This window comes from Salinibacter ruber DSM 13855, from assembly GCF_000013045.1.
Classification (GTDB): Bacteria; Bacteroidota; Rhodothermia; order Rhodothermales; family Salinibacteraceae; genus Salinibacter; species Salinibacter ruber.
The window spans coordinates 1,802,606-1,821,541 of sequence record NC_007677.1 but is presented as its reverse complement, the minus strand read 5'-3'; the positions used below and the strand labels follow the sequence as shown (position 1 = coordinate 1,821,541).

Annotated in this window: 13 protein-coding genes; 7 read left to right on the top strand and 6 right to left on the bottom strand. The window is 69.1% G+C overall.

The features are described from left to right. Window positions 1-141 precede the first annotated feature (141 nt). Window positions 142-903 (bottom strand): 23S rRNA (guanosine(2251)-2'-O)-methyltransferase RlmB, encoded by a 762-nt coding sequence (gene rlmB / locus SRU_RS07725; protein WP_011404211.1) that lies wholly within the window; start codon window positions 901-903, stop codon window positions 142-144. A 201-nt stretch (window positions 904-1,104) separates the two neighbouring features. Here rlmB and SRU_RS07720 point away from each other — a divergent pair, with 201 nt between their 5' ends. Genes SRU_RS07720 through SRU_RS07710 form a run of 3 tightly spaced genes read left to right on the top strand, consistent with a single transcriptional unit; the run spans window position 1,105 to window position 6,207 of the window. Further along, the gene (locus tag SRU_RS07720; RefSeq protein ID WP_164923580.1) at window positions 1,105-2,406 is read left to right on the top strand and encodes an acetyl-CoA C-acyltransferase; all 1,302 of its coding nucleotides are present in this window, start codon (window positions 1,105-1,107) and stop codon (window positions 2,404-2,406) included. Window positions 2,407-2,453: 47 nt separating this feature from the next. Further along, window positions 2,454-4,613 (top strand): 3-hydroxyacyl-CoA dehydrogenase NAD-binding domain-containing protein, encoded by a 2,160-nt coding sequence (locus SRU_RS07715; protein WP_011404209.1) that lies wholly within the window; start codon window positions 2,454-2,456, stop codon window positions 4,611-4,613. Between the two features lie 4 nt (window positions 4,614-4,617). Continuing rightward, entirely contained in the window at window positions 4,618-6,207 is a 1,590-nt protein-coding gene (locus SRU_RS07710; protein WP_011404208.1) for an AAA family ATPase, read from the top strand. Between the two features lie 35 nt (window positions 6,208-6,242). Here SRU_RS07710 and pncA read toward each other — a convergent pair whose 3' ends face one another. After that, window positions 6,243-6,869: a bifunctional nicotinamidase/pyrazinamidase gene (gene pncA / locus SRU_RS07705; protein ID WP_011404207.1), complete on the bottom strand. Its 627-nt coding sequence runs from the start codon at window positions 6,867-6,869 to the stop codon at window positions 6,243-6,245. A gap of 178 nt (window positions 6,870-7,047) precedes the next feature. On the opposite strand from pncA, the gene SRU_RS07700 reads away from it, so the two are divergent. Both SRU_RS07700 and SRU_RS07695 read left to right on the top strand, forming a co-directional pair. Then, window positions 7,048-8,502 carry an aldehyde dehydrogenase family protein gene (locus tag SRU_RS07700; RefSeq protein WP_011404206.1) on the top strand — a complete coding sequence of 485 codons (1,455 nt, stop codon included), beginning with the start codon at window positions 7,048-7,050 and terminating at the stop codon, window positions 8,500-8,502. Between the two features lie 92 nt (window positions 8,503-8,594). Next, window positions 8,595-10,544 (top strand): serine/threonine-protein kinase, encoded by a 1,950-nt coding sequence (locus SRU_RS07695; RefSeq protein ID WP_011404205.1) that lies wholly within the window; start codon window positions 8,595-8,597, stop codon window positions 10,542-10,544. Window positions 10,545-10,563: 19 nt separating this feature from the next. On the opposite strand, the gene SRU_RS07690 is transcribed toward SRU_RS07695, so the two are convergent. The 3 genes from SRU_RS07690 to SRU_RS07680 form a co-directional block, all read right to left on the bottom strand. Further along, window positions 10,564-12,573 (bottom strand): T9SS type A sorting domain-containing protein, encoded by a 2,010-nt coding sequence (locus tag SRU_RS07690; RefSeq protein ID WP_164923577.1) that lies wholly within the window; start codon window positions 12,571-12,573, stop codon window positions 10,564-10,566. 47 nt (window positions 12,574-12,620) lie between these two features. Next, window positions 12,621-13,169 (bottom strand): hypothetical protein, encoded by a 549-nt coding sequence (locus SRU_RS07685; protein WP_237701667.1) that lies wholly within the window; start codon window positions 13,167-13,169, stop codon window positions 12,621-12,623. Window positions 13,170-13,340: 171 nt separating this feature from the next. Continuing rightward, window positions 13,341-14,900, bottom strand: a complete 1,560-nt coding sequence (locus tag SRU_RS07680) for a hypothetical protein (protein WP_237701666.1) — start codon at window positions 14,898-14,900, stop codon at window positions 13,341-13,343. A gap of 409 nt (window positions 14,901-15,309) precedes the next feature. Here SRU_RS07680 and SRU_RS07675 point away from each other — a divergent pair, with 409 nt between their 5' ends. Both SRU_RS07675 and SRU_RS07670 read left to right on the top strand, forming a co-directional pair. Next, the gene (locus tag SRU_RS07675) at window positions 15,310-16,647 is read left to right on the top strand and encodes a sensor histidine kinase (RefSeq protein ID WP_237701665.1); all 1,338 of its coding nucleotides are present in this window, start codon (window positions 15,310-15,312) and stop codon (window positions 16,645-16,647) included. A 3-nt stretch (window positions 16,648-16,650) separates the two neighbouring features. Beyond that, window positions 16,651-18,330 (top strand): sigma-54-dependent Fis family transcriptional regulator, encoded by a 1,680-nt coding sequence (locus SRU_RS07670; RefSeq protein ID WP_011404200.1) that lies wholly within the window; start codon window positions 16,651-16,653, stop codon window positions 18,328-18,330. Window positions 18,331-18,359: 29 nt separating this feature from the next. On the opposite strand, the gene SRU_RS07665 is transcribed toward SRU_RS07670, so the two are convergent. Then, window positions 18,360-18,914: a hypothetical protein gene (locus SRU_RS07665; protein ID WP_011404199.1), complete on the bottom strand. Its 555-nt coding sequence runs from the start codon at window positions 18,912-18,914 to the stop codon at window positions 18,360-18,362. Between the last annotated feature and the right edge of the window lie 22 nt (window positions 18,915-18,936).

Below are 18,936 nucleotides of genomic sequence, written 5' to 3'. Positions count from 1 at the left end.
CTCTCCCGCCTCCGCCAAAATAAAAAACGCCCGCTCCCGAGATGGAACGGGCGTTGACCAAGTCCACGTCGCATGGTTGCACGAGGTTAGCGGAGGGAGTGCCCTCCGGGGGCACTGCCCTTCGGGGACGGCTTGCCTCCGCTACGTGCGCGACCGGGCGGCCTCGAAGACGAGCAGGCCCGTCGCCACGGAGACATTGAGCGACTCGGCCGGCCCGCGCATGGGAATGGAAAGGAGCTCGTCGCACGCCTCCGCCACCTCGGGCGCCAGGCCCTGTCCTTCGCTTCCGAGCACCACCGCCACGGGCCGGTCCCAGTCGGCGTCCCAGAGCGGAGTCTCGGCGGTGCCCTCCGCGCCGTAGACAAAGTAGCCCCGTTCCTTGAGCTGGGTCAACACGCGGGGCAGGTCGTCGGTCCGTGCGATGGGGATCCGGGGCGCCGTGCCGGCGCTCGCTTTGATCGCGGCGGCGTTCAACGGGGCCATCTCGCGGGTCGGCACAATGACGCCGTCGGTCCCGGCCGCCACCGCGCTCCGCAGCATCGCGCCAAAGTTGCGGGGGTCCGTTACCCGATCGACGACGAGGAGCATCGGCTGGGCGGTCTGCACCGCGTCCCAGGTGGGCGCGATGTCGGAGAGCATTGCGTCCACCTCCCGGTACCGGATGGGGGCCGTAATGGCCACGACGCCCTGATGCGTGGCCCCGTCGGACTCGTGCCGCAGCCGGGCCTCGGGGACGTACTGGACCGGGGTCCCGCGGTCGTCGGCGATCGACCGAATGGCCCCGATCTGGGCGCCGCTCACGTCCTGCTTCAGCATCACCTTTTCGATGCCGAGGTCGTCCCGCTTCAGGGCTTCCAGGACCGGGCCGCGGCCGATGAGGGTAGAGGTGTCTGACGTGCTCATGTTCGGGTCGGGAACGGTTGGTGCGGGAAGACAGGTGAAAAGAGACGAGCCCCCCGCCAGGCCCTACTCCCCGACACGCAACAGCGGACACAGGACGTAGTTCGGGCTCTGCTCGACTCTTTGGGGTGTTTTCGCGTCGGGCCGAACGGGTCTCCCGGCTGCACGTATGGCTATTCTCTTCTTTCCCAACACCTCAGCTCAATGCCTGTCTCCTCCCCCGGCCGCACCGCGGTCTTCGTCGACGGCTGTCGGCTTCCGTTCCAACGGGCCGGCACCGGGTACGCCGACCTGATGGCCTACGACATGGGCCGCATGGTCCTTCGGCACCTTCTCACCCGGACCGGCCTGCCCCCCGACCGGGTGGAGCGCGTCGTGATGGGCACGGTGGTGCAGGACGTCAACACGAGCAACGTGGCTCGGGAGTCGGCCCTCGCCGCCGGCATTCCGAACCACGTGCCCGCCTTCACGGTGACGATGGCCTGCATCTCCAGCAACCAGGCCGTCACCAGTGGCGTCGACCTCCTGCGCACCGGACAGGCGGACGTCATGATCGCGGGCGGCACCGAAACCCTGAGCGACCCGCCCGTCCGGCTGAAGCGCCCCGTCCGGAAGCGGCTCTTTCAGGCCCGCAAGGCCAAGAGCACGGGCGACTACCTGGACCTGCTGGACGGCCTCAGCCCCGGCGACCTCCTGCCCGAGACGCCGGCCATCGCCGAGTTCTCGACCGGCGAGGTGATGGGCGAGAGCGCCGACCGGCTCGCCGCAATGTTCGGCATCTCGCGCGAGGACCAGGACCGGTACGCCCTCCGCTCGCACGAGAAGGCCGCCGCGGCCCGGGACGACGGGCGCCTCGACGAGGAGCTCGCCCCCGCAACCGTTCCGCCGGCATTCGATCCGATCACGACCGACAACGTGATCCGGGACGACACTTCATTGGAGCAGCTCCGCGACCTGCCGCCCGCGTTCGTCGAGCCCTTCGGGACCATCACCGCCGGCAGCTCGTCGGCCCTCACGGACGGCGCTTCGGCGACGCTTCTGATGGCGGAGGAGGTGGCCGAAGCCGAGGGCGTTGCGCCGCGCGCCGCCCTCCGCACCTATACCTACGTCGCGCAGGACCCCGAAATGGAATTGCTCCTGGGGCCGGCGTACGCCATCCCCGAGGTGCTCGACGAGGCCGGCCTCACGCTCGACGACATCGACGTGATCGAGCTCCACGAGGCCTTTGCCGGCCAGGTGCTGGCGGTCCTCGAAGCGCTCCGCTCCGACACGTTCGCCGCGGAGCACCTGAACCGAACCGAGGCGGTCGGCGCGGTCGAGATGGATCGCCTCAACACCCGGGGCGGCTCCCTGTCGCTGGGGCACCCGTTCGGGGCAACCGGGGCGCGCCTCGTGATGAGCGCGGTGAACCGGCTTCACGACGAGGACGGCCGCTGGGCCCTCGTCTCGGCCTGCGCCGCCGGCGGCCAGGGCCACGCCCTCCTCCTCGAGCGGCGGCCCTCGTAGTCCGTCCCCAGCGTTCCCCTCCTTCTGTCTTCAACGCCCCTCCCCCCATGCCGAACGCCCTCTCTGTGCCCACGGACCTCCTGACCCTGACGGTCGACGAGACCGGAGTGGCCACGCTCGCGCTGGATGCCCCCGACGCGTCGGTCAACAAGATCTCTTGGGACACCCTGAACGCGTTTTCCGACGCCCTGGATGTGGTTGAGACCCACGCCGACCTGTCCGGGCTGGTGATCGCCAGCGGCAAGCCGGACTCGTTCATCGTCGGGGCCGACCTGGCGATGCTGCAAACGTTCGAGATCCCGGCGGAGGCGCGGCGCCTGAGCCGCGAGGCCCACGCCCTCGGGGAGCGGGTCCGAAGCCTCCCGGTCCCGACCGTGGCCGCCCTCCACGGCCCGGTGATGGGGGGCGGCCTGGAGCTGGCGCTCAACTGCGACTACCGCGTCGCCTCCACCGCCGACGCGACCAAGATGGCCCTACCCGAGGTGCAGCTCGGCCTTCTGCCCGGCGGGGGCGGCACCCAGCTGCTGCCGCGCCTCGTGGGCGTGCAGCAGGCCCTCAGGCTCATGCTGACCGGAAAAAACACGTACCCGGACAAGGCGCGGCGCATCGGCCTGGTCGACGCCCTCATCCACCCGCCCGGCCTCCGCCATGCGGCGCGGCGGGCGGCCCGTGAGCTGGCGGCGGGCACCCGCACCGTCGAGCGTGCCGAGCAGTCGCTCGGGGACCGCCTGCTGGAGGGCAACCCCGTCAGTCGGCGCGTCATCTACCGGCAGGCCCGCACACGGACCGAGCGCCGCACCCGGGGCAACTACCCCGCCCCGCCCCGCATCATCGACGCGGTGCGCACGGGGATGGAGGAGGGCCTGGAGGCGGGGCTCGACACGGAGCGGCAGCACTTCGGCGAGCTCGTGTTCACGCCCGAGTCGCAGGCCCTCGTGTCGATCTTCTTTGCCAAGCGGGACGCGGAGACGAACCCGCAGCCCGAACAGGCGCGCCCGGTCGACACCGTGGGCGTGCTCGGGGCGGGCCTCATGGGCAGTGGCATCGCGCAGGTGTCGGCCCAGAACGGGCTCGACGTCGTGCTTACGGACCAGTCACTGGCGCTCGCGGCCGAGGGGAAGAAGGCCATCTGGTCCGCGGTGACCGAGCAGGAGGACAAGGGCATCATCAACACGTTTACGCGAGACCAGATTGTAGAGCGGGTCGCCCCCACCGCCGACTATGCGCCCCTCCAGGCGGCCGACGTCGTGATTGAAGCCGTGCCGGAGGACCTGTCGATCAAGCACGCGGTGCTGTCGGAGGTAGAGACGGTCGTCGACGCGGACACGGTGCTGGCCTCCAACACCTCCGCCCTCCCCATCTCGACGATCGCCGAGGGCGTGGACGACCCGTCCCGCGTGCTCGGGATGCACTACTTCTCCCCCGTCCCCGACATCCCACTGCTGGAGATCGTCGTCACCGAGGAGACCTCCGACGAGGCACTGGCCACCGCCTACGCCGCCGGCCTCGCGCAGGACAAGACCGTCATCGTGGTGAACGACGGCCCGGGCTTTTACACCACTCGCATCCTCGCCCTCTACATGAACGAGGCCCTGCTGCTCTTCGAGGCCGGGGCCGAGATCGAGGCGGTCGACGAGGCGATGATGGACGCCGGGTTCCCGATGGGCCCGTTCGAGCTGTTCGACCTGGTGGGCCTGGACGTGGCGGCCAAAATTACGGACGTGATGGGCGAGGCCCTCTCGCCGGAACGCGTCGACATCAGCGACCGGGCCGGCCGGCTCGCGGAGGCCGACCTGCTGGGCCAAAAGACCAACCGCGGCTTCTACGAGTACGACGCGGACGACGACGCCGACGACAAGGACCCGCAGGGCGTCAACGACGCCGTGTACCGGCACCGCGATGCCTCGTCCCGATCGACCCCGCCCGCCGGCGCGATCCAGGACCGCCTGCTTCTCATGATGGTCAACGAGGCCGTCCGGTGCCTCGAAGACGAGGTGCTCCGCGCCCCCATCGACGGCGACCTCGGGGCCGTGTTTGGGCTCGGCTTTCCGCCGTTCCTCGGCGGGCCCTTCCGCCATGCCGACCGTGCAGGGGCCGCCTCCATCGTGGACACCCTCCAGCGCCTGGCCGATCGGCACGGCCCTCGCTTTGCCCCGGCCGACCGCCTCCAGACCCACGCCGCTCAGGACACCACCTTTCACTCGTAAGCGCATGGCGCCTTCCATCTCCGACCTCAAGGACGCCCTCTCTGCTCCCGCCGCCTACCCGCACGACCCGGATCGGATTGATTTCGAGCAGACCCACATCTCCCTGGTCGCCCTCGTCCCGCCCCGGGTGTACAAGATCAAGAAGCCGGTCTCGCTTAAGTACCTCGATTTTTCGACCCTGGAGCGGCGGCGGCACTTCTGCGAGCAGGAGGTCCGCCTGAACCGCCGCCTCGCCCCCGACACGTACGAGGGCGTGGTGCCCATCGTCGATACCGACGACGGCCTCCGCGTAGACGGCGCCCCGGACGCAGGGCCCGTCGTGGAGGTGGCCGTGGCGATGCGCTACCTGGACCCGGATCAGTTTCTCGAGGCGCGATTGGCCCGCGGGGCGGCCTCGGCGGCCGAGATCGACCGGGTTGCGCGGACGCTTTGCGCCTTCTACGAGTCACGCCCCTCGACGCCCGAGGTAGCCGAGGCGGGGCGGATCGACCGCTTGCGGGCGGTGACCGAGGGGAATTTCGCGGAGGCGGAGGGGCACGTCGGCCACCTGCTCTCGCGCCCAGCGCACGAGGCGCTCCGCTTCTACGCCGACCGCTTCTACGATCAGCACGCCACCCGCCTCCACCGACGCCGGGCCGGGGGATGCATCGTGGAGGGCCACGGCGACCTGCGGCTGGAGCACGTCCACCTCACCGACGACCGCGTCGCCATCTTCGACTGCGTGGAGTTCAACGACGAGTTTCGGCACCTCGACGTGGCGAACGACGTGGCCTTCCTGGCCATGGACCTCGACCGGAAGGGGCGCCCGGGCCTGGCCCGCCGCTTCGTGGACCGGATGGCAGAGGGGTTGGACGATCCGGGCCTCCATGCGGTGATTCCCTTCTACAAGAGCCAGCGCGCTCAGGTGCGAGGGAAGGTGCACGGGCTGCGGGCCGCTGCGGAAGAGATCTCCGCCGCCGAGCAGGATCGCAGCCGCGCCCAGGCCCGGCACTACTACCAGCTGGCCCTCCACTACGCCGTGGCGGGGGCCGGGCCGCTCGTGGTGGTGGTCATGGGGCGCCCCGGCACCGGCAAGAGCACGCAGGCCGAGGCGGTGGCCCGCGCCCTCGGGTGGCCCCACCTCGCCTCCGACCGCATCCGCAAGACCCACGCGGGCATTCCGCTCCACGAACGGCCCGACGCCGCCACCCGCAAGCGCCTCTACGCCGACCGCACGACGGAGGCCACCTACGCCACGCTCCGTACCCGCGCCCTAGAGCGGGCCCGCCGCCACCAAAGCACGGTGCTCGACGCCACGTTCAGCCGCGAGGCGCAGCGCGATAGGCTCCGGGCCGCCCTCCGCGCGGCGGACGTGCCGTACGTGTTCGTGGAGGTGACCGCCGGGGACGCAGCCCTCAAGAAGCGGCTGCGCGAGCGCTCCGCCGAGGACGCCACGGCTTCTGATGCCCGGGCCACCGACTTCGAGATGCTCACGGACCGCTACGAGGCGCCCAACGCCCTGGAGGACCCGCGCCACGTGCGAATCGGGACCGAGGGCGCCCCCGAGCAGACCACGCTCGACATCCTGAAGACGCTAATTCGGCTGGCGGACTGAGGCAATCCGCAGCTGCTCGAAGGACTCGGCCGCAGTCACGCTGCGGCCAGGTCGAGCGCGGCTTCCGAGGAAATGACCTGGACGCCCGCCTCGTTCATCTCGTCCCAGGCCTGCGCCAGCGAGCCGTCCTGGTCGATGCCACGGGTCGCGTCTTCGATCACGTACACGTCGAACCCCTCTTCGCGCCCGTCGACGGCCGACCACTTCACGCAGAAGTCCGTGGCGAGGCCGCACAAGTAGAGCGTGTCGATGCCCCGCTCCCGCAGGTAGCCCGTCAGTCCGGTCGGCGTTGTGCCGTCGTTTTCGTAGAAGGCGGAGTAGGAGTCGATTCCGGGCCGGAACCCCTTGCGGAGGATCAGCTCCGACGGGGCGGTGTCGAGGTCCGGGTGAAACTCGGCCCCCTCGGTGCCCTGGACGCAGTGGTCCGGCCACAGCACCTGCTCGCCGTAGTCCACCTCAATCACGTCCATCGGGGCGTGGTCCGGGTGCGACGAGGCGAACGACTGGTGGCCGGCCGGGTGCCAGTCCTGGGTCTGGATGACGTGGTCGAACCGGGCGGCCATCGCATTCACGGTCGGGACGATGGTGTCCCCCTCCGGCACCGCCAGGGCGCCGCCGGGACAAAAGTCGTTTTGAAGGTCGACGATGAGGAGTGCGTCCATGGAGAACGGAGCCGTATCAATTCGAGAGTGTCCGCCTGTAGGTGGTGGGAGCGGTAGGTTCCTAGCGGGGCCCACTCAAATCCCAGCCGGACTGCATTGTTGCCGGCCCGGCCGCGGATCATGGCCCTCGGGAGACAGGTTCGACCCCTCCTCCCTCGAACGACGCCCGGTTCCCACGATGCCCGATTCCCTTTCTCCGCCTCCGGCCCCCGCCAGTGCCGACGAGATCGAACGCGTGTTTGCCGCCCAGCAGGCCCACGCCCCGGCGGTCCGGGCCGCGTCGGTCGACCGGCGCCGGGACAAGCTGCGGCGGCTCTGCGACGGCCTCCGGGCGCACCGGACCGACTTTCAGGACGCCATCCACGCCGACTTCCGGAAGGCACCGGCGGAGGTGGACCTGACAGAGATGAAGCCCCTACTGGACGAGGCCCAGTTCGCGATCAGCCACCTCGACGACTGGATGGCCCCGGACCGGCGCAGCCACCCCGCCTTCTTTGCGGGCACCCGCTCGGAGATCCACTACGAGCCGAAGGGGGTCGCGCTGATTCTCGCCCCCTGGAACTACCCCCTCACGCTCACGCTCGGCCCGCTGATCGGCGCCCTCGCGGCGGGCAACTGCGTGACACTGAAGCCTTCCGAGAAGACGCCCCACACGAACATCGTCCTCAAAAAGCTGATCGGCGACTTGTACGAGGAGCGGGAGGTCGCCCTGCTGACCGGCGCGAAGGAGGTGGCGCAGGGCCTCCTGGAGCAGCCGTACGACCACGTGTACTTCACCGGCAGCCCGCGGGTCGGCCGGCTCGTGATGAAGGACGCGGCGGACCACCTGGCGTCCGTAACACTGGAGCTCGGGGGCAAGTCGCCGGCGATCGTCGACGAGACCGCCGACCTCGACCTCGCGGCGGAGCGCATCGCCTGGTCGAAGTTCACAAACGCGGGGCAGACCTGCATCGCCCCGGACTACGTGCTCGTCGACGCCCCGGTGCACGACGCCCTGGTCGCCCGCCTCATCGACACCATAGAACACTTCTACGGCGCGACGGCGGCGATGCGACGGGGCAGCGACGACTACGCCCGCCTCATCGACGACGGCCACTGGGACCGTGTCGTGGGGCTCCTGGAGGAGGCCGTCGCGGACGGGGCCACCGTGGCCTTCGGCGGGCAGACCAACGCCGAGACCCGGTACGTGAGTCCCACGATCCTGACGGACGTGCCCCTGGACACCGCCGTCATGCAGGCCGAAATCTTCGGCCCCCTGCTGCCCATCATTCCGATCTCGTCGCTGAACCAGGCGGTGGGCATCGTCAACGATCGGCCCAACCCGCTGTCGATGTACCTCTTTAGCGAACGCGACGCGATGGTCGACACCGTTCTGGGGCGCACCACGGCCGGAAGCACGTGCATCAACGAGGGCTTTTTCCACTACGCCAACCCCGACCTTCCCTTCGGCGGGGCCGGGCACAGCGGCATCGGGCGGGGGCACGGCGAGGCCGGCTTTCGGGCCTTCTCGAACGAGCGTTCGGTCTTGCGGCGCCGGTACGGGGCGTCGCTCGTGCAGGCCGTCCTTCCCCCCTTCACGGATCGCAAAGAGAGCTTCTTGGCGGCCCTGCTCCGGTACTTCTCCGGGCCCTAAAGGGCCTTCCGCTCAGCGGGGAAGCGGCGATCGATTCTCCCGTGGGGCCGTATGGATGAGTGTCTCTCGATCCCTTCTCTCTTCACGTCTTCATGCCCGACGCCGGCGACATCCTGGATGGCTACCGCCTGGACGCGGTCATTGGCCGGGGCGGCATGGGCACCGTGTACCGGGCCACAGACCAGGCCCTCGAAAAAACCGTCGCCCTCAAGGTCATCGCGCCCCACCTGGCCGACGACGACACCTTCGTGCGCCGGTTCCGGGAGGAGGCCAAGGCACTGGCCCGCCTGGATGCGGACGGAATTGTCGACGTGTACACCCTCCGCGAGACGGAGGAGGCCCTGTTTTTTGTAATGGAGCACGTCGAGGGCCCTTCACTGGAGACCGTGTTGCGGCGGCGGGGCCAACTGGAGCCCCCACAGGCCCTGTCGCTCCTCCGACAGGTGCTCACCGCCGTGGGGCACGCCCACGCCTCGGGGGTGCTGCACCGCGACCTGAAGCCCAGCAACATCCTCATTGACGCCGACGGGCAGGCGGTGATCACAGACTTCGGGCTGGCCAAAATTCTGGCGTCCGACGCCGACCTGACGGCGACGCACGACCAGCTCGGCACCGTCGCGTACATGTCGCCGGAGCAGGTGAAGGGCCTCCAGAACGTGGATGCGGCCAGCGACCTCTTCGCCGTCGGCCTCCTCGCCTACGAGGTGCTGACCGGACGGCTCCCCTTCGACCGGTCCGGGAGTGACTTCGTCGTCCAACGGGCGATCGTGGACGCCTCGTTTCCGCCCCCGTCCACCCACGCGCCGGAGGTGCCCCCGGCGGTGGAACAGGTGGTGCTCGACTTGTTGTCGAAAGACCCGGCCGCTCGCCCGCCCGATGCCCGGGCCGCCCTGGACCGGCTTCCCGCCCCGGAGGCCGCAGACGAGGAGCCGCTCCTCACGCCGGATGCCCCAGTCTCCCCCGACGCTGGCTTCACGCCCTGGCAGTGGGCCGGCCTGGCGGCAGGGACCCTCCTGGTGCTGATGGGCACCTACGCCGGGGTGCGGGCCACCCTCGGCCTGCCGGTTCTCTCCGCCGCGGGCCCGGCGCCCCCAGAAACGACCCGGACGGCGGCGGCCCCAGCCGGCCCTTCCGCACAAGAGCAGACGAGCCCGCCGGTGGCGGACGACGCAGGGCTCTCTTCTCGCGAGGAGAAAGGGTCCCCGGCAGAAGCGTCACCGCCCGCCGATGCATCGCCCGGCGACGAAGCCCCGTCGGATGAGCCGCCCCCCAGCGCGGACGCTTCATCGGAGGACTCCCCGCCCCCGGCCGCTTCGTCCGACGGCACGTCCAGAACAGCATCTTCCGCAGCGTCCGCCCCCGACGAGCCGTCCCCCTCGTCCGAACCGGCGACGGGGGCTGTTACGGTCCGGTCGGACCCGGGCGGGGCGACCGTACGCCTCAACGAGCGGCCCATCGGGCGCACGCCGCTGACGATTGGGGACCTGAAGCCCGGCACGTATCGGCTCCTTCTGGACCGGGACGACCACCGCGCCCGGGAGGCGACCGTGTCCGTGGCGGGGGCCGACACCGCCGTCGTCTCGCCGACGCTTCTGCCGCGGCCCGCCGTGGTGCGGCTGGGCGCCCGTCCCGACGGCGAGGTGCACATCGATGGGGCCTCACGCTCCCCCACAGCGGACGGGCTCGTCGTCGACTCGCTGTCCCCGGGCTCGCACACGGTCGTATTCACGTCCGCCCTTGGCCGCTGGGAAATGGAGATGACACTCGACCCAGGAGAGACGTACGAGCGCACGATCGACTTCACCGAGCGCGTCGAGAGCGCGGTCACGGCCCGCGCGCCGGACGGCACTCCGCTCCCCAACGCCACCGTCACGGTGGACGACGACACGGTCGGGTATACCCCGCAGCGCCTGACGCTACAGGTGGGGGAGCGCACCATCCGCGTCGCGAAGGAGGACCACGCCCCGGCCGAACGCACGGTCCGGGTGGAACCGGGCATGGACACGCCGCTCGTGTTTGAGCTCGCCCCGGAGCCCGACTGAGTCGCCCCTTTCCCCGCGGCTACTGCATGATGACGAGGCGGCGGGTCCGCGTGACGTCCCCGGCCTGCAGGCGAAGCAGGTAGGCCCCACTGGAAAGGGTGCCTCCGGTGTTCTGGCGGGTCCAGGCGTAGGTGTGGGTGCCGGGGCCGACGGACTCGTCGTCGACGAGCGTAGCCACGCGCCGGCCCAGCAGGTCGTACAACTCCAGGGTGGCTCGGGTGCGCTCGGGGACCCGGTACCGGAAGGTGGCGTGGCTGCGCACCGGGTTGGGCACGCTGGGCAGGAGCTCAACGCGCTCCGGCCGATCCGCATCTCGACCCAGTCGGCGCTGGACCGCCGCGGAGGGCCCGACGAGGATTCGCAGAGAGCGGGCGTCGGTCGCCTCGGACGCCGGGAACTGGTACGTCGGCGTCTCCCGCAAATTTTGCGTCTGGTCCAGGACCGGGTCTACGAGCCATACCGACTGGTCGTCGGGCACCGACGAGATGTCCGATGCATTTACGGTGACCAGTCCGGACACGTTGGTCCGCACCTCGGCCGTCCAGGTGCGGAGGCCGCCGCCCGTCGAGCGCATGTCGCGCCAGAGCCCCCTGTCCTGCGAGGGGGCACGGAAGCTGAGGGAGACGTAATCGCCGATGGGCGGGGGCTCTCGGCCGTCCGCCGCCTCTACGCCGTCCGTGGCGTTCGGGGCCGTCCCGAGCGTGTTCATCGGATCGCGCGCCTGCCCCACCCGGGCCGACAGGTCGACCGCCCACCGGGCATCCGGGGCGCGGGCCGACGAGGTGGTGGCGGACGCTTCCTCCGGGCTCGGGTCAACGACAAGCGTTCCGTTCTGCCCACCGGAGAGGTAGACAAGGTAGCCCCGGTAGGGCTCAAGCGCGCCGCCCGCCTGATTGACGAAACTGCCGTTGTAGCCAAACACGTCCTGCAGGGAGCCGGCCGTGTTCTCCACCCGAACTTGGCTCAGCGGCACGTCGAACGCAAACGGGTTGCCGATGAGGTTCCACCCCTCGTCCAGTTGTATCTCGTAGGGCTGGTCTACGGGAATCGACGTGCCCTCTACCGGGTCCAGTGCCCCGCCATTCCGGCGGATAAACCACAACGCCCGGCCGGCACTCAGGGACGCCCCCTCCAACTCGTTTTGCTCCACGTACCCCCCATCCGCCGTGAGTCCACTGGGACCGATCGAAAAGAGCCGCCACTCCAACGAGTCGTATGAGCCAAGCGGCTCGAATATGTTCGACAGTTCCGGATCGTCAAGTTCAGTAGGGAAGGACACGATTCGGTACGTATCGCCCGGCTGCCGGGGAGGACTCACCGGCCCCTCCGTCCGAATCGACGCCGTGCCGTCGGACGGGGCCTGTGCCAGGGTCTCGTCTTCGTCCCGAACCTCAACGACGTATTCGACGCCACGAAGGGTAACGCGGGCGCCCGGAATGGTCTTGCGAAGCTCTCCCCCGCCGTCCCCCTCCTCCTCTTCAAACGTCGACTCTCCCCCCTCTCGATACCGAAGCAGCACCTCCGCCCCGGGCGGGAGGCTTCTTACGTCGGCCGTCACGTCGACGGCCGTTCCTACATCGACCGGGTCAGGCGACGGAGGTGACGGCTCGGTAATTTTGAGGAACAGCGGGGTGGCCGATACTGGCTTCGAGAGCGACGAAACCTGCGTACCCGCATCCCCGCACGAAGCGGGAAGATCTTCCGTCTCGGCAACCTCGGCCCCCACCCGATAATAGTACGTTTCGCCGGCGGATAGGTCACGGTCGGTATACACGGGGGCCGTTCCCTCGGCGGCTTCGACCCCTTCGATCCGCTTCTCAGACTGATCCTCAGGATCGTTCGACCCGATTGCTTCGGTGTCCCGGTACACCCCATAACACACCACCGTCTTATCGTCGTCTACCGTCGGGGCGTCCCAGGTCAACGTGTTCTCCTGGTTCCCGGGAACGGCATCGAGGTTCTGGGGCTCCTGCGCCACAGCCCCGAGCGGAAGAAGGAGCCCAAGAAGGAGGAGCAACCGACTCGTCATCGACGATTTAGAACTTGGCCCTAGGGCGTGCGACTCAATTGGCGGACCTACTCCGGTTGGGGCGACGGCGGACGTGGAAGCTCAGCCCCATCGCCGGAGTCGCCCCCTCCGAGCAGGAGCACCGCGGCCGTGCCAAGGGCGGCGGCGGCCGCCCCGAGCGTCCACCGGAGCCAGTGGCGTCCCTCGTCCTCTTCGGCCTCGGCCCGGGCCCGCCGCTGCGTCTTCGCCTTCTCCACGAGGGCAACAAAATCGGGGCGGTCTTCCGATGGGTCCGGCATGAAGTCCGGGCGCAGGTCGAGCAGGCTTTCGACGGCCCGGCGGGCCGCCGCCTCGTCGTTCTGGCCGAGGCGGACGAAACTAAGCAGCCGGTACATGCGGGCCCGAACCGAGTCCGGGAGCGTCGGCTCCTGTGCACAGGGGCGCAACTGGTCCACGGCCATCTCGAAGTCCGCGGCGTAGTAGGCCTTCTGCGCCTGCGCGAAACTCGTCTCGCAAGAGGTTGGCGTCTGGGCGTGGACCACAGACGCACTGCCCAGAAACAGCCCCCCTCCCACGATCAGCCAACCCAAGGCAGGGAGCAAACCGATCCAGCGCATGCATTCAGTTGAGAAAGCCGGAAAGCACTTCGAGCGAACCATGGGCCTATACAGGACACCGCGGGGGCGGGTTGCACCCCCGCAGTGCGGATCTGTGAAGCGGCCCGAGGGCCTCCTCCCTGCCAGAAGCCCCTTTTCGGGAGGAGGCCCAGTCCTTGATGCCTGGTCCGCCTACTCGTCCCGATCGCCCGTGGTCGGCAGGGTCGCCTCCAGGTACGGGGTGCCGTCCCGTTGCACCGCGACGGGCTGACCACGCGGGTCGAAGTCGAGCGGGGGATGGCCCTCCTCCGACGGTCGGCGGAACCCGATCTCCGCCTCGCCCTCGTCGCCCGTCACGTCGAGCTCGCCGCGCGCCGTGTCGGCAACCACGACCTCGTAGGTCCCCATCGTCAGGTCTTCAACCTCCACCGCGAAGACCGCCTTGTCGGCCTCCTTCTCGAACTCCACTTCGCCGGTGGCATCCGAGTCCGGACCGGTGTTGTTAAGGTCAATTTCGATCTCGACCTCTTCTTCGTCCTCCTCTTCATCCTCCTCGTTTTCGTTTCCGGAGGTCGGGACGTCTGTTTCCAGATACGAGGTGCCCCCCTGCTGCACCTCCACGCGCTGGCTCCGCGGGTCGAAGTCGAGCAGCGGATGGCCCTCCTCCGATGGTCGGCGGAACTCGATCTCCGCCTCGCCCTCGTCGCCCGTCACGTCGAGCTCCCCGCGCGTCGTATCGGCGATGACGACGTCGTAGGTGCCTGCCGCCAGGTCTTCAACCGCCACCTTGAACTCCGTCTCGTCGGCTTCCTTTTCAAATTCCACTTCGCCGGAAGCGTCCGAGTCCGGACCGACGTTCTCCAGGGCCTTCTCAATTTCAATCTCATTTTCGTCTTCCTCGTCTTCCTCTTCCTCGTCTTCTTCTTCCTCATCGTCCCTCCCGTCTCGGTCATCGTCCTCGAAGCCCTCGATGGAGGACTCGATGTTCTCCTCGACACGGTCTTCGAAGGCGCCCCCCTCCGTCACCCGGGCCGGGTTCACAAGGGTACTATCGGCGCGTCGAAACCAGGCGTCGACGTTGACCGAAAACGTGACGTTGTTGGTGTTGTCCGCAGTCACCTCCAAGGGCGGCTCAAACTCAATTTCGCGCTCGGCGTTGAGATCGCTCGTGTATGTAAAGTCTTGGGCCGCCCCGCCGGCCGGCGTATAGCGTCCCTGAACCCGGATGCTCGTCGCCAGCGGAAAGTCCGTCGCCTCCAGAAAATCGGGCGTGGAAGACTCGGCCTCGGGCTTGTGCACCTCAAACTCGACCTCGTCCCAGCGTCCGGTGGGCAGCGTCGTATCGACAACCACGGCGGGCGCATCTCCGTCCAACGGAAGCGAGACGAGGACGGGACCGGACTCGACTTCGGCGCAGTCGTCTTCCTCCGCGTCGGGCCTATCCTCCGGCGAGCAGTTCTCGTCGCCGGTGGCGCGGTCCAGCTCAATCTCACGGACGACCATCTGCACCCGGTCGAGCCGAAGCTGATTCCCGTCCGGATCGATAAGGGTGCGCGGGCCCGATGCGGCCTTGCTGGTGGACGCGGTGCCCCCAGACGCAGTGCCTTCAGGCGCAGACGCGGCCGAGAAAGCCATTGAGACGGGCGCGTCGGCCTCGGCCCCGTCCGGCCCCGCCACGGTGCTTCCGTCGCAGGCCGTGAGGCCCAGCACGAGCCCACCAAGGACCAGAAGTCCACCGAGGGGGCGCAGCACATCGAAAAGGGACTCGTTGGAATACAAGCAACGCAGAGACATAGGCAAGACCTTAACGTGATTGGCTGAATCGTGGAGCGCGCTTTTGCAAGCGCGTTCTATAGCAAGATCAAGTCTCGCGCCACTTTGCTCTTTCTTTATTTTTGTTCATGAAAACCCTACAGAAAGAGTGATTGGGGCCGATGTAGCGCAGGTGAGGTCGTGAATTTGTTCGGCATGGAGAGCGAATGTGTGTCGGCGGCGGGCGGGTTGTATTTCACCGGTGTGTCTCGTGAGACACCTCGCTCGGGTGTATGGACGGTGCGTCCATTTCTCCTGTCCCGGGTGCCGCTCGACCAGGATGCGGGCGGACCAACTGTGCTGCAGATTGAATAGAATCGTCGCCGTTCAATCCAACTCATTCCCCGACATGTCGCTCCGGCGCAAGATTTTACTGGTGGTGTTTGGACTCGCCCTCGGGGCCGTCGTCACGGGGGGCGTCGCGGGGCTGACCCTCTGGTATGTGCGGGTCGGGGCCGCCCCCTTCCTGGCGGAGGCGCCTCAGCTCGACGCCCTGCTCTACCGGGGCCTCTGGCTCGTCGGCGCCGTCACGGGCGCCCTCGCGCTCGGGGCCGCACTCGCCGGGCGGTGGCTGCTCGTGTCGTTCCGGCAGTCCCTCCAGGTGCTCCAGGACGCCGTGGAGCAGGTCCGCACCGGTCGCCTCGACGCCCAGGTCTCAGTAAACCCAGACGATGAGCTCCGGCGACTGGCCCAGGCCCTGAACCGGATGACCACCACGCTCAGTCAGCAGACCGTCTCGCGGAGCTACCTCCAGGCCGTGCTCGACTCCATGGCGGAGCTGCTGTTCGTGGTCGACGCCGACGGGCGCGTCCGCCGGGCCAACGCGGCGGCTGCACAGGCCCTTGGCCGCTCGGCATCGGCCCTGCGCGGAACGGCGCTCGACGATCACTTCGACGCCGACCCGTTGGCCTCTTCGGGGGAGGGGACGGTCGAATGCACCCTCACCCCCACGGACGGCCCCGAGCGGCCCGTGCTCGTCTCGCGGTCGGCGCTGGAGCGGGCCGACGCCACGCAGGGCACGCTCGTGTGCGTGGCGCAGGACATCTCGGAGCGGAAGGCCGCCGAGGAGAAGCTGCGGCGCTCCCTGGAGGAAAAAGAGGTTCTCCTCCGCGAGATCCACCACCGCGTCAAGAACAACCTGCAGGTCATTTCGAGCCTGCTGAACGCCCAGGCCCGCGACGTAGAGAGTCCTGCAGTCGAGGATCGATTCACGGAGACGCAGGACCGCATCCGCTCCATGGCGTCCATCCACGAGCAGCTCTACCAGACCGACGACCTGTCGCGAATCGAATTCGACGCGTACCTGGAGGGCCTCCTGGATGACCTCTTCCGGTCGCACCGAACCGCCCACATCGGCCGAACCTTGGAGGCGGACGCCCAGCCGCTCTCCGTGGATCAGGCCATCCCCGCGGGCCTCATCGTGAACGAACTCGTCACGAACGCCCTCGAACACGCCTTTCCGGAGGGCCGGTCCGGCACCGTCGCCGTTACGTTCCATGCCGACGAGGGGACCGCACGCCTCACCGTGGCGGACGATGGCCGCGGCGCGGACGGGCTCGGCGGGAACGGAAGCCTCGGGCTTCGGCTGGTCCGGGGGCTGACGCGCCAGCTTCGGGGCACCTTCTCCACCGACCTCGACGACGGGGTGACCGTCACGATCGCGTTCCCCACGAACCCATCCAGCTAGTCCATGTCGCGCCCACCCCGCATCTTGATCGTGGAGGACGAGTTTGCCGTCGCCATGGAGCTGGAGGATCACCTGGGGGCACTCGGCTACACCGTGGTGGACCACGTGATGACCGGCGCCGCGGCAATCGACCGGGCGGCAGGGGCCGATCTCGACCTGGTGCTAATGGACGTGCATCTCGACGGCCCGATGGACGGGGTGGAGGCGGCCCGCACCATTCGGGAGGATCATCCCCTCCCCGTCGTCTTCGTGACCGCCTACAGCGACGACGAGACGCTGCAGCGGGCGACCGACACGACGCCGTTCGGCTACGTCGTGAAGCCGTTCAACGAGCGGGAGATCTACGCCGCGGTGGAGGTGGCGCTGCAGACCCACGCCCTGCAGCGCCGCGTGGAGCGGGCCCGCGACGACCTCCGGCAGCTCCTGAATGGGCTCCGCCAGGGCACGGCCCTCACCGACGGGACCGGGCGCCTGCGCTTCCTAAGCGACCCGGCCGCCCGCCTGCTCGACGTCGCGTCCGAGGCCGCCACCGGCACGCCGTGGGCCGACCTCCTCCCCGTCGACGACGAGGCTCTCGAGGCGCTCCAGTCCCGAATGGACGGCACGACCGACGCCGACGGGCCCGTCACCGCCACCCTCGCCCACGACGACGGCCCGTCGTACCGCGTCGAGATTGAAGTTCGCGACGACCCGCGCGACAGCGAGCGTCACATCCTGGTCTTCTACGACGTGACGGAGGTCCACGAGCTCCGGCGCATGCTCGACGACCGGTCCCGGTTCCACGACCTCGTGGGCAAGAGCGCCCCGATGCAGGACGCCTACGAGCAGATTCGGTCCGTCGCCGAGGTCAAAACCACGGTACTCATCCAGGGCGAGACGGGTAGCGGGAAGGAACTCGCCGCCCGGGCCATCCACGACGAGAGCCCGCGGTCGGAGGGCTCGTTCGTCACCGTCAACTGCGCCGCCCTCAACCCCGACCTCGCCGGCAGCCGACTCTTCGGGCACCGGGCGGGCGCCTTTACGGGAGCGACCGAGGACCGGGAGGGGTACTTCGAGGCGGCCGACGGGGGCACGCTTTTCCTCGACGAGATCGGCGACGTCCCGCTCGACGTGCAGCGGCAGCTCCTGCGGGTGCTCGAAGAGGAGGCCGTCACGCGGCTCGGGGAGACGGAGGCCCGCCCGGTCGACGTCCGCATCGTGGCCGCCACCCACCGAAGCCTGGACGAAGAGGTGGCGGCCGACCGGTTTCGTCAAGACCTGCTGTACCGGATTCGGATCGCCCGCGTGGCCCTCCCGCCCCTCCGCGAGCGCCGGTCGGACCTGCCGCTCCTGGTGCGCACCTTCCTTCGCGAAATCCGGGCCCGCACCGGGGCGGACGTCGACCGCGTCGGCGACGAGGCCCTCCGCCGCCTGCTCAACTACGACTGGCCGGGCAACGTGCGCGAGCTGAAAAATGCACTGGAGGCGGCCCTCATCCGCGCGTCCGGCGATGTGCTCCGGGCAGACGACCTTCCGCCCGAGATTCGGGAGGCGTCCGCCTCCGCATCGTCGGCCCCCGAAGAGGCCGAGCGCATCCGGGCGGCCCTCGAACAGACCGACGGCAACCGCACCGAGGCCGCCGAGCTGCTCGGCATCAGTCGGGCCACCCTGTACCGCCGCCTCGACGAGTACAACATCGAGTAGTCGAGACCGAGCAGGGCGTCCCGCCCGGGTTAGTCCTTGAGCGTCTCCAGGAGGCGCTCGAAGTCCGCCTCCGTCAGCTTCTGCTCGGCCCGCAGGCGCTCCAAGGCGTCCCGCACGGCCGCGACGTCCGTCGTGTCCGGCTCCGCCGCCGGCGCGAAGTCGATGTCCCGCACCATCGCCGCGTCCAGAAAATCGGCGACGTAGGAGGCCGCCTTCGGCGTGCCCGAAAAGTCCATCGTCAGCTCGAAGGTGGCCCGCCCGCGGTTGACCGTGAGGGCCACTTCCTTGCCGCCCAGGCCGAACCAGCGGCTGTGCGCCTCAACCCCCACGAGGTCCGGGTAGCGCACCGTCTGGGTCGCCTGCAGGTCGTTGTTCTGAAAGACAAACCGATCGGGGGCAAAGACGGCCCCGTCGCCCCCTGTGCCGCTCAGGGTCGCGTCGTACAGCGCCAGCACCTCGCCCCGCCCCACCTCGGTCGCGTAGTCGGAGAGCGCGTTGTCGAGGCGCCCCGACGGCAGGTCCGGCGTCACGAAGAGCCCCATCTGCGGGGCATGAGGGAGCCGGTCGCGGAGCAGCGCTTCCATCCGCAGGGCATGTGGATTGGAG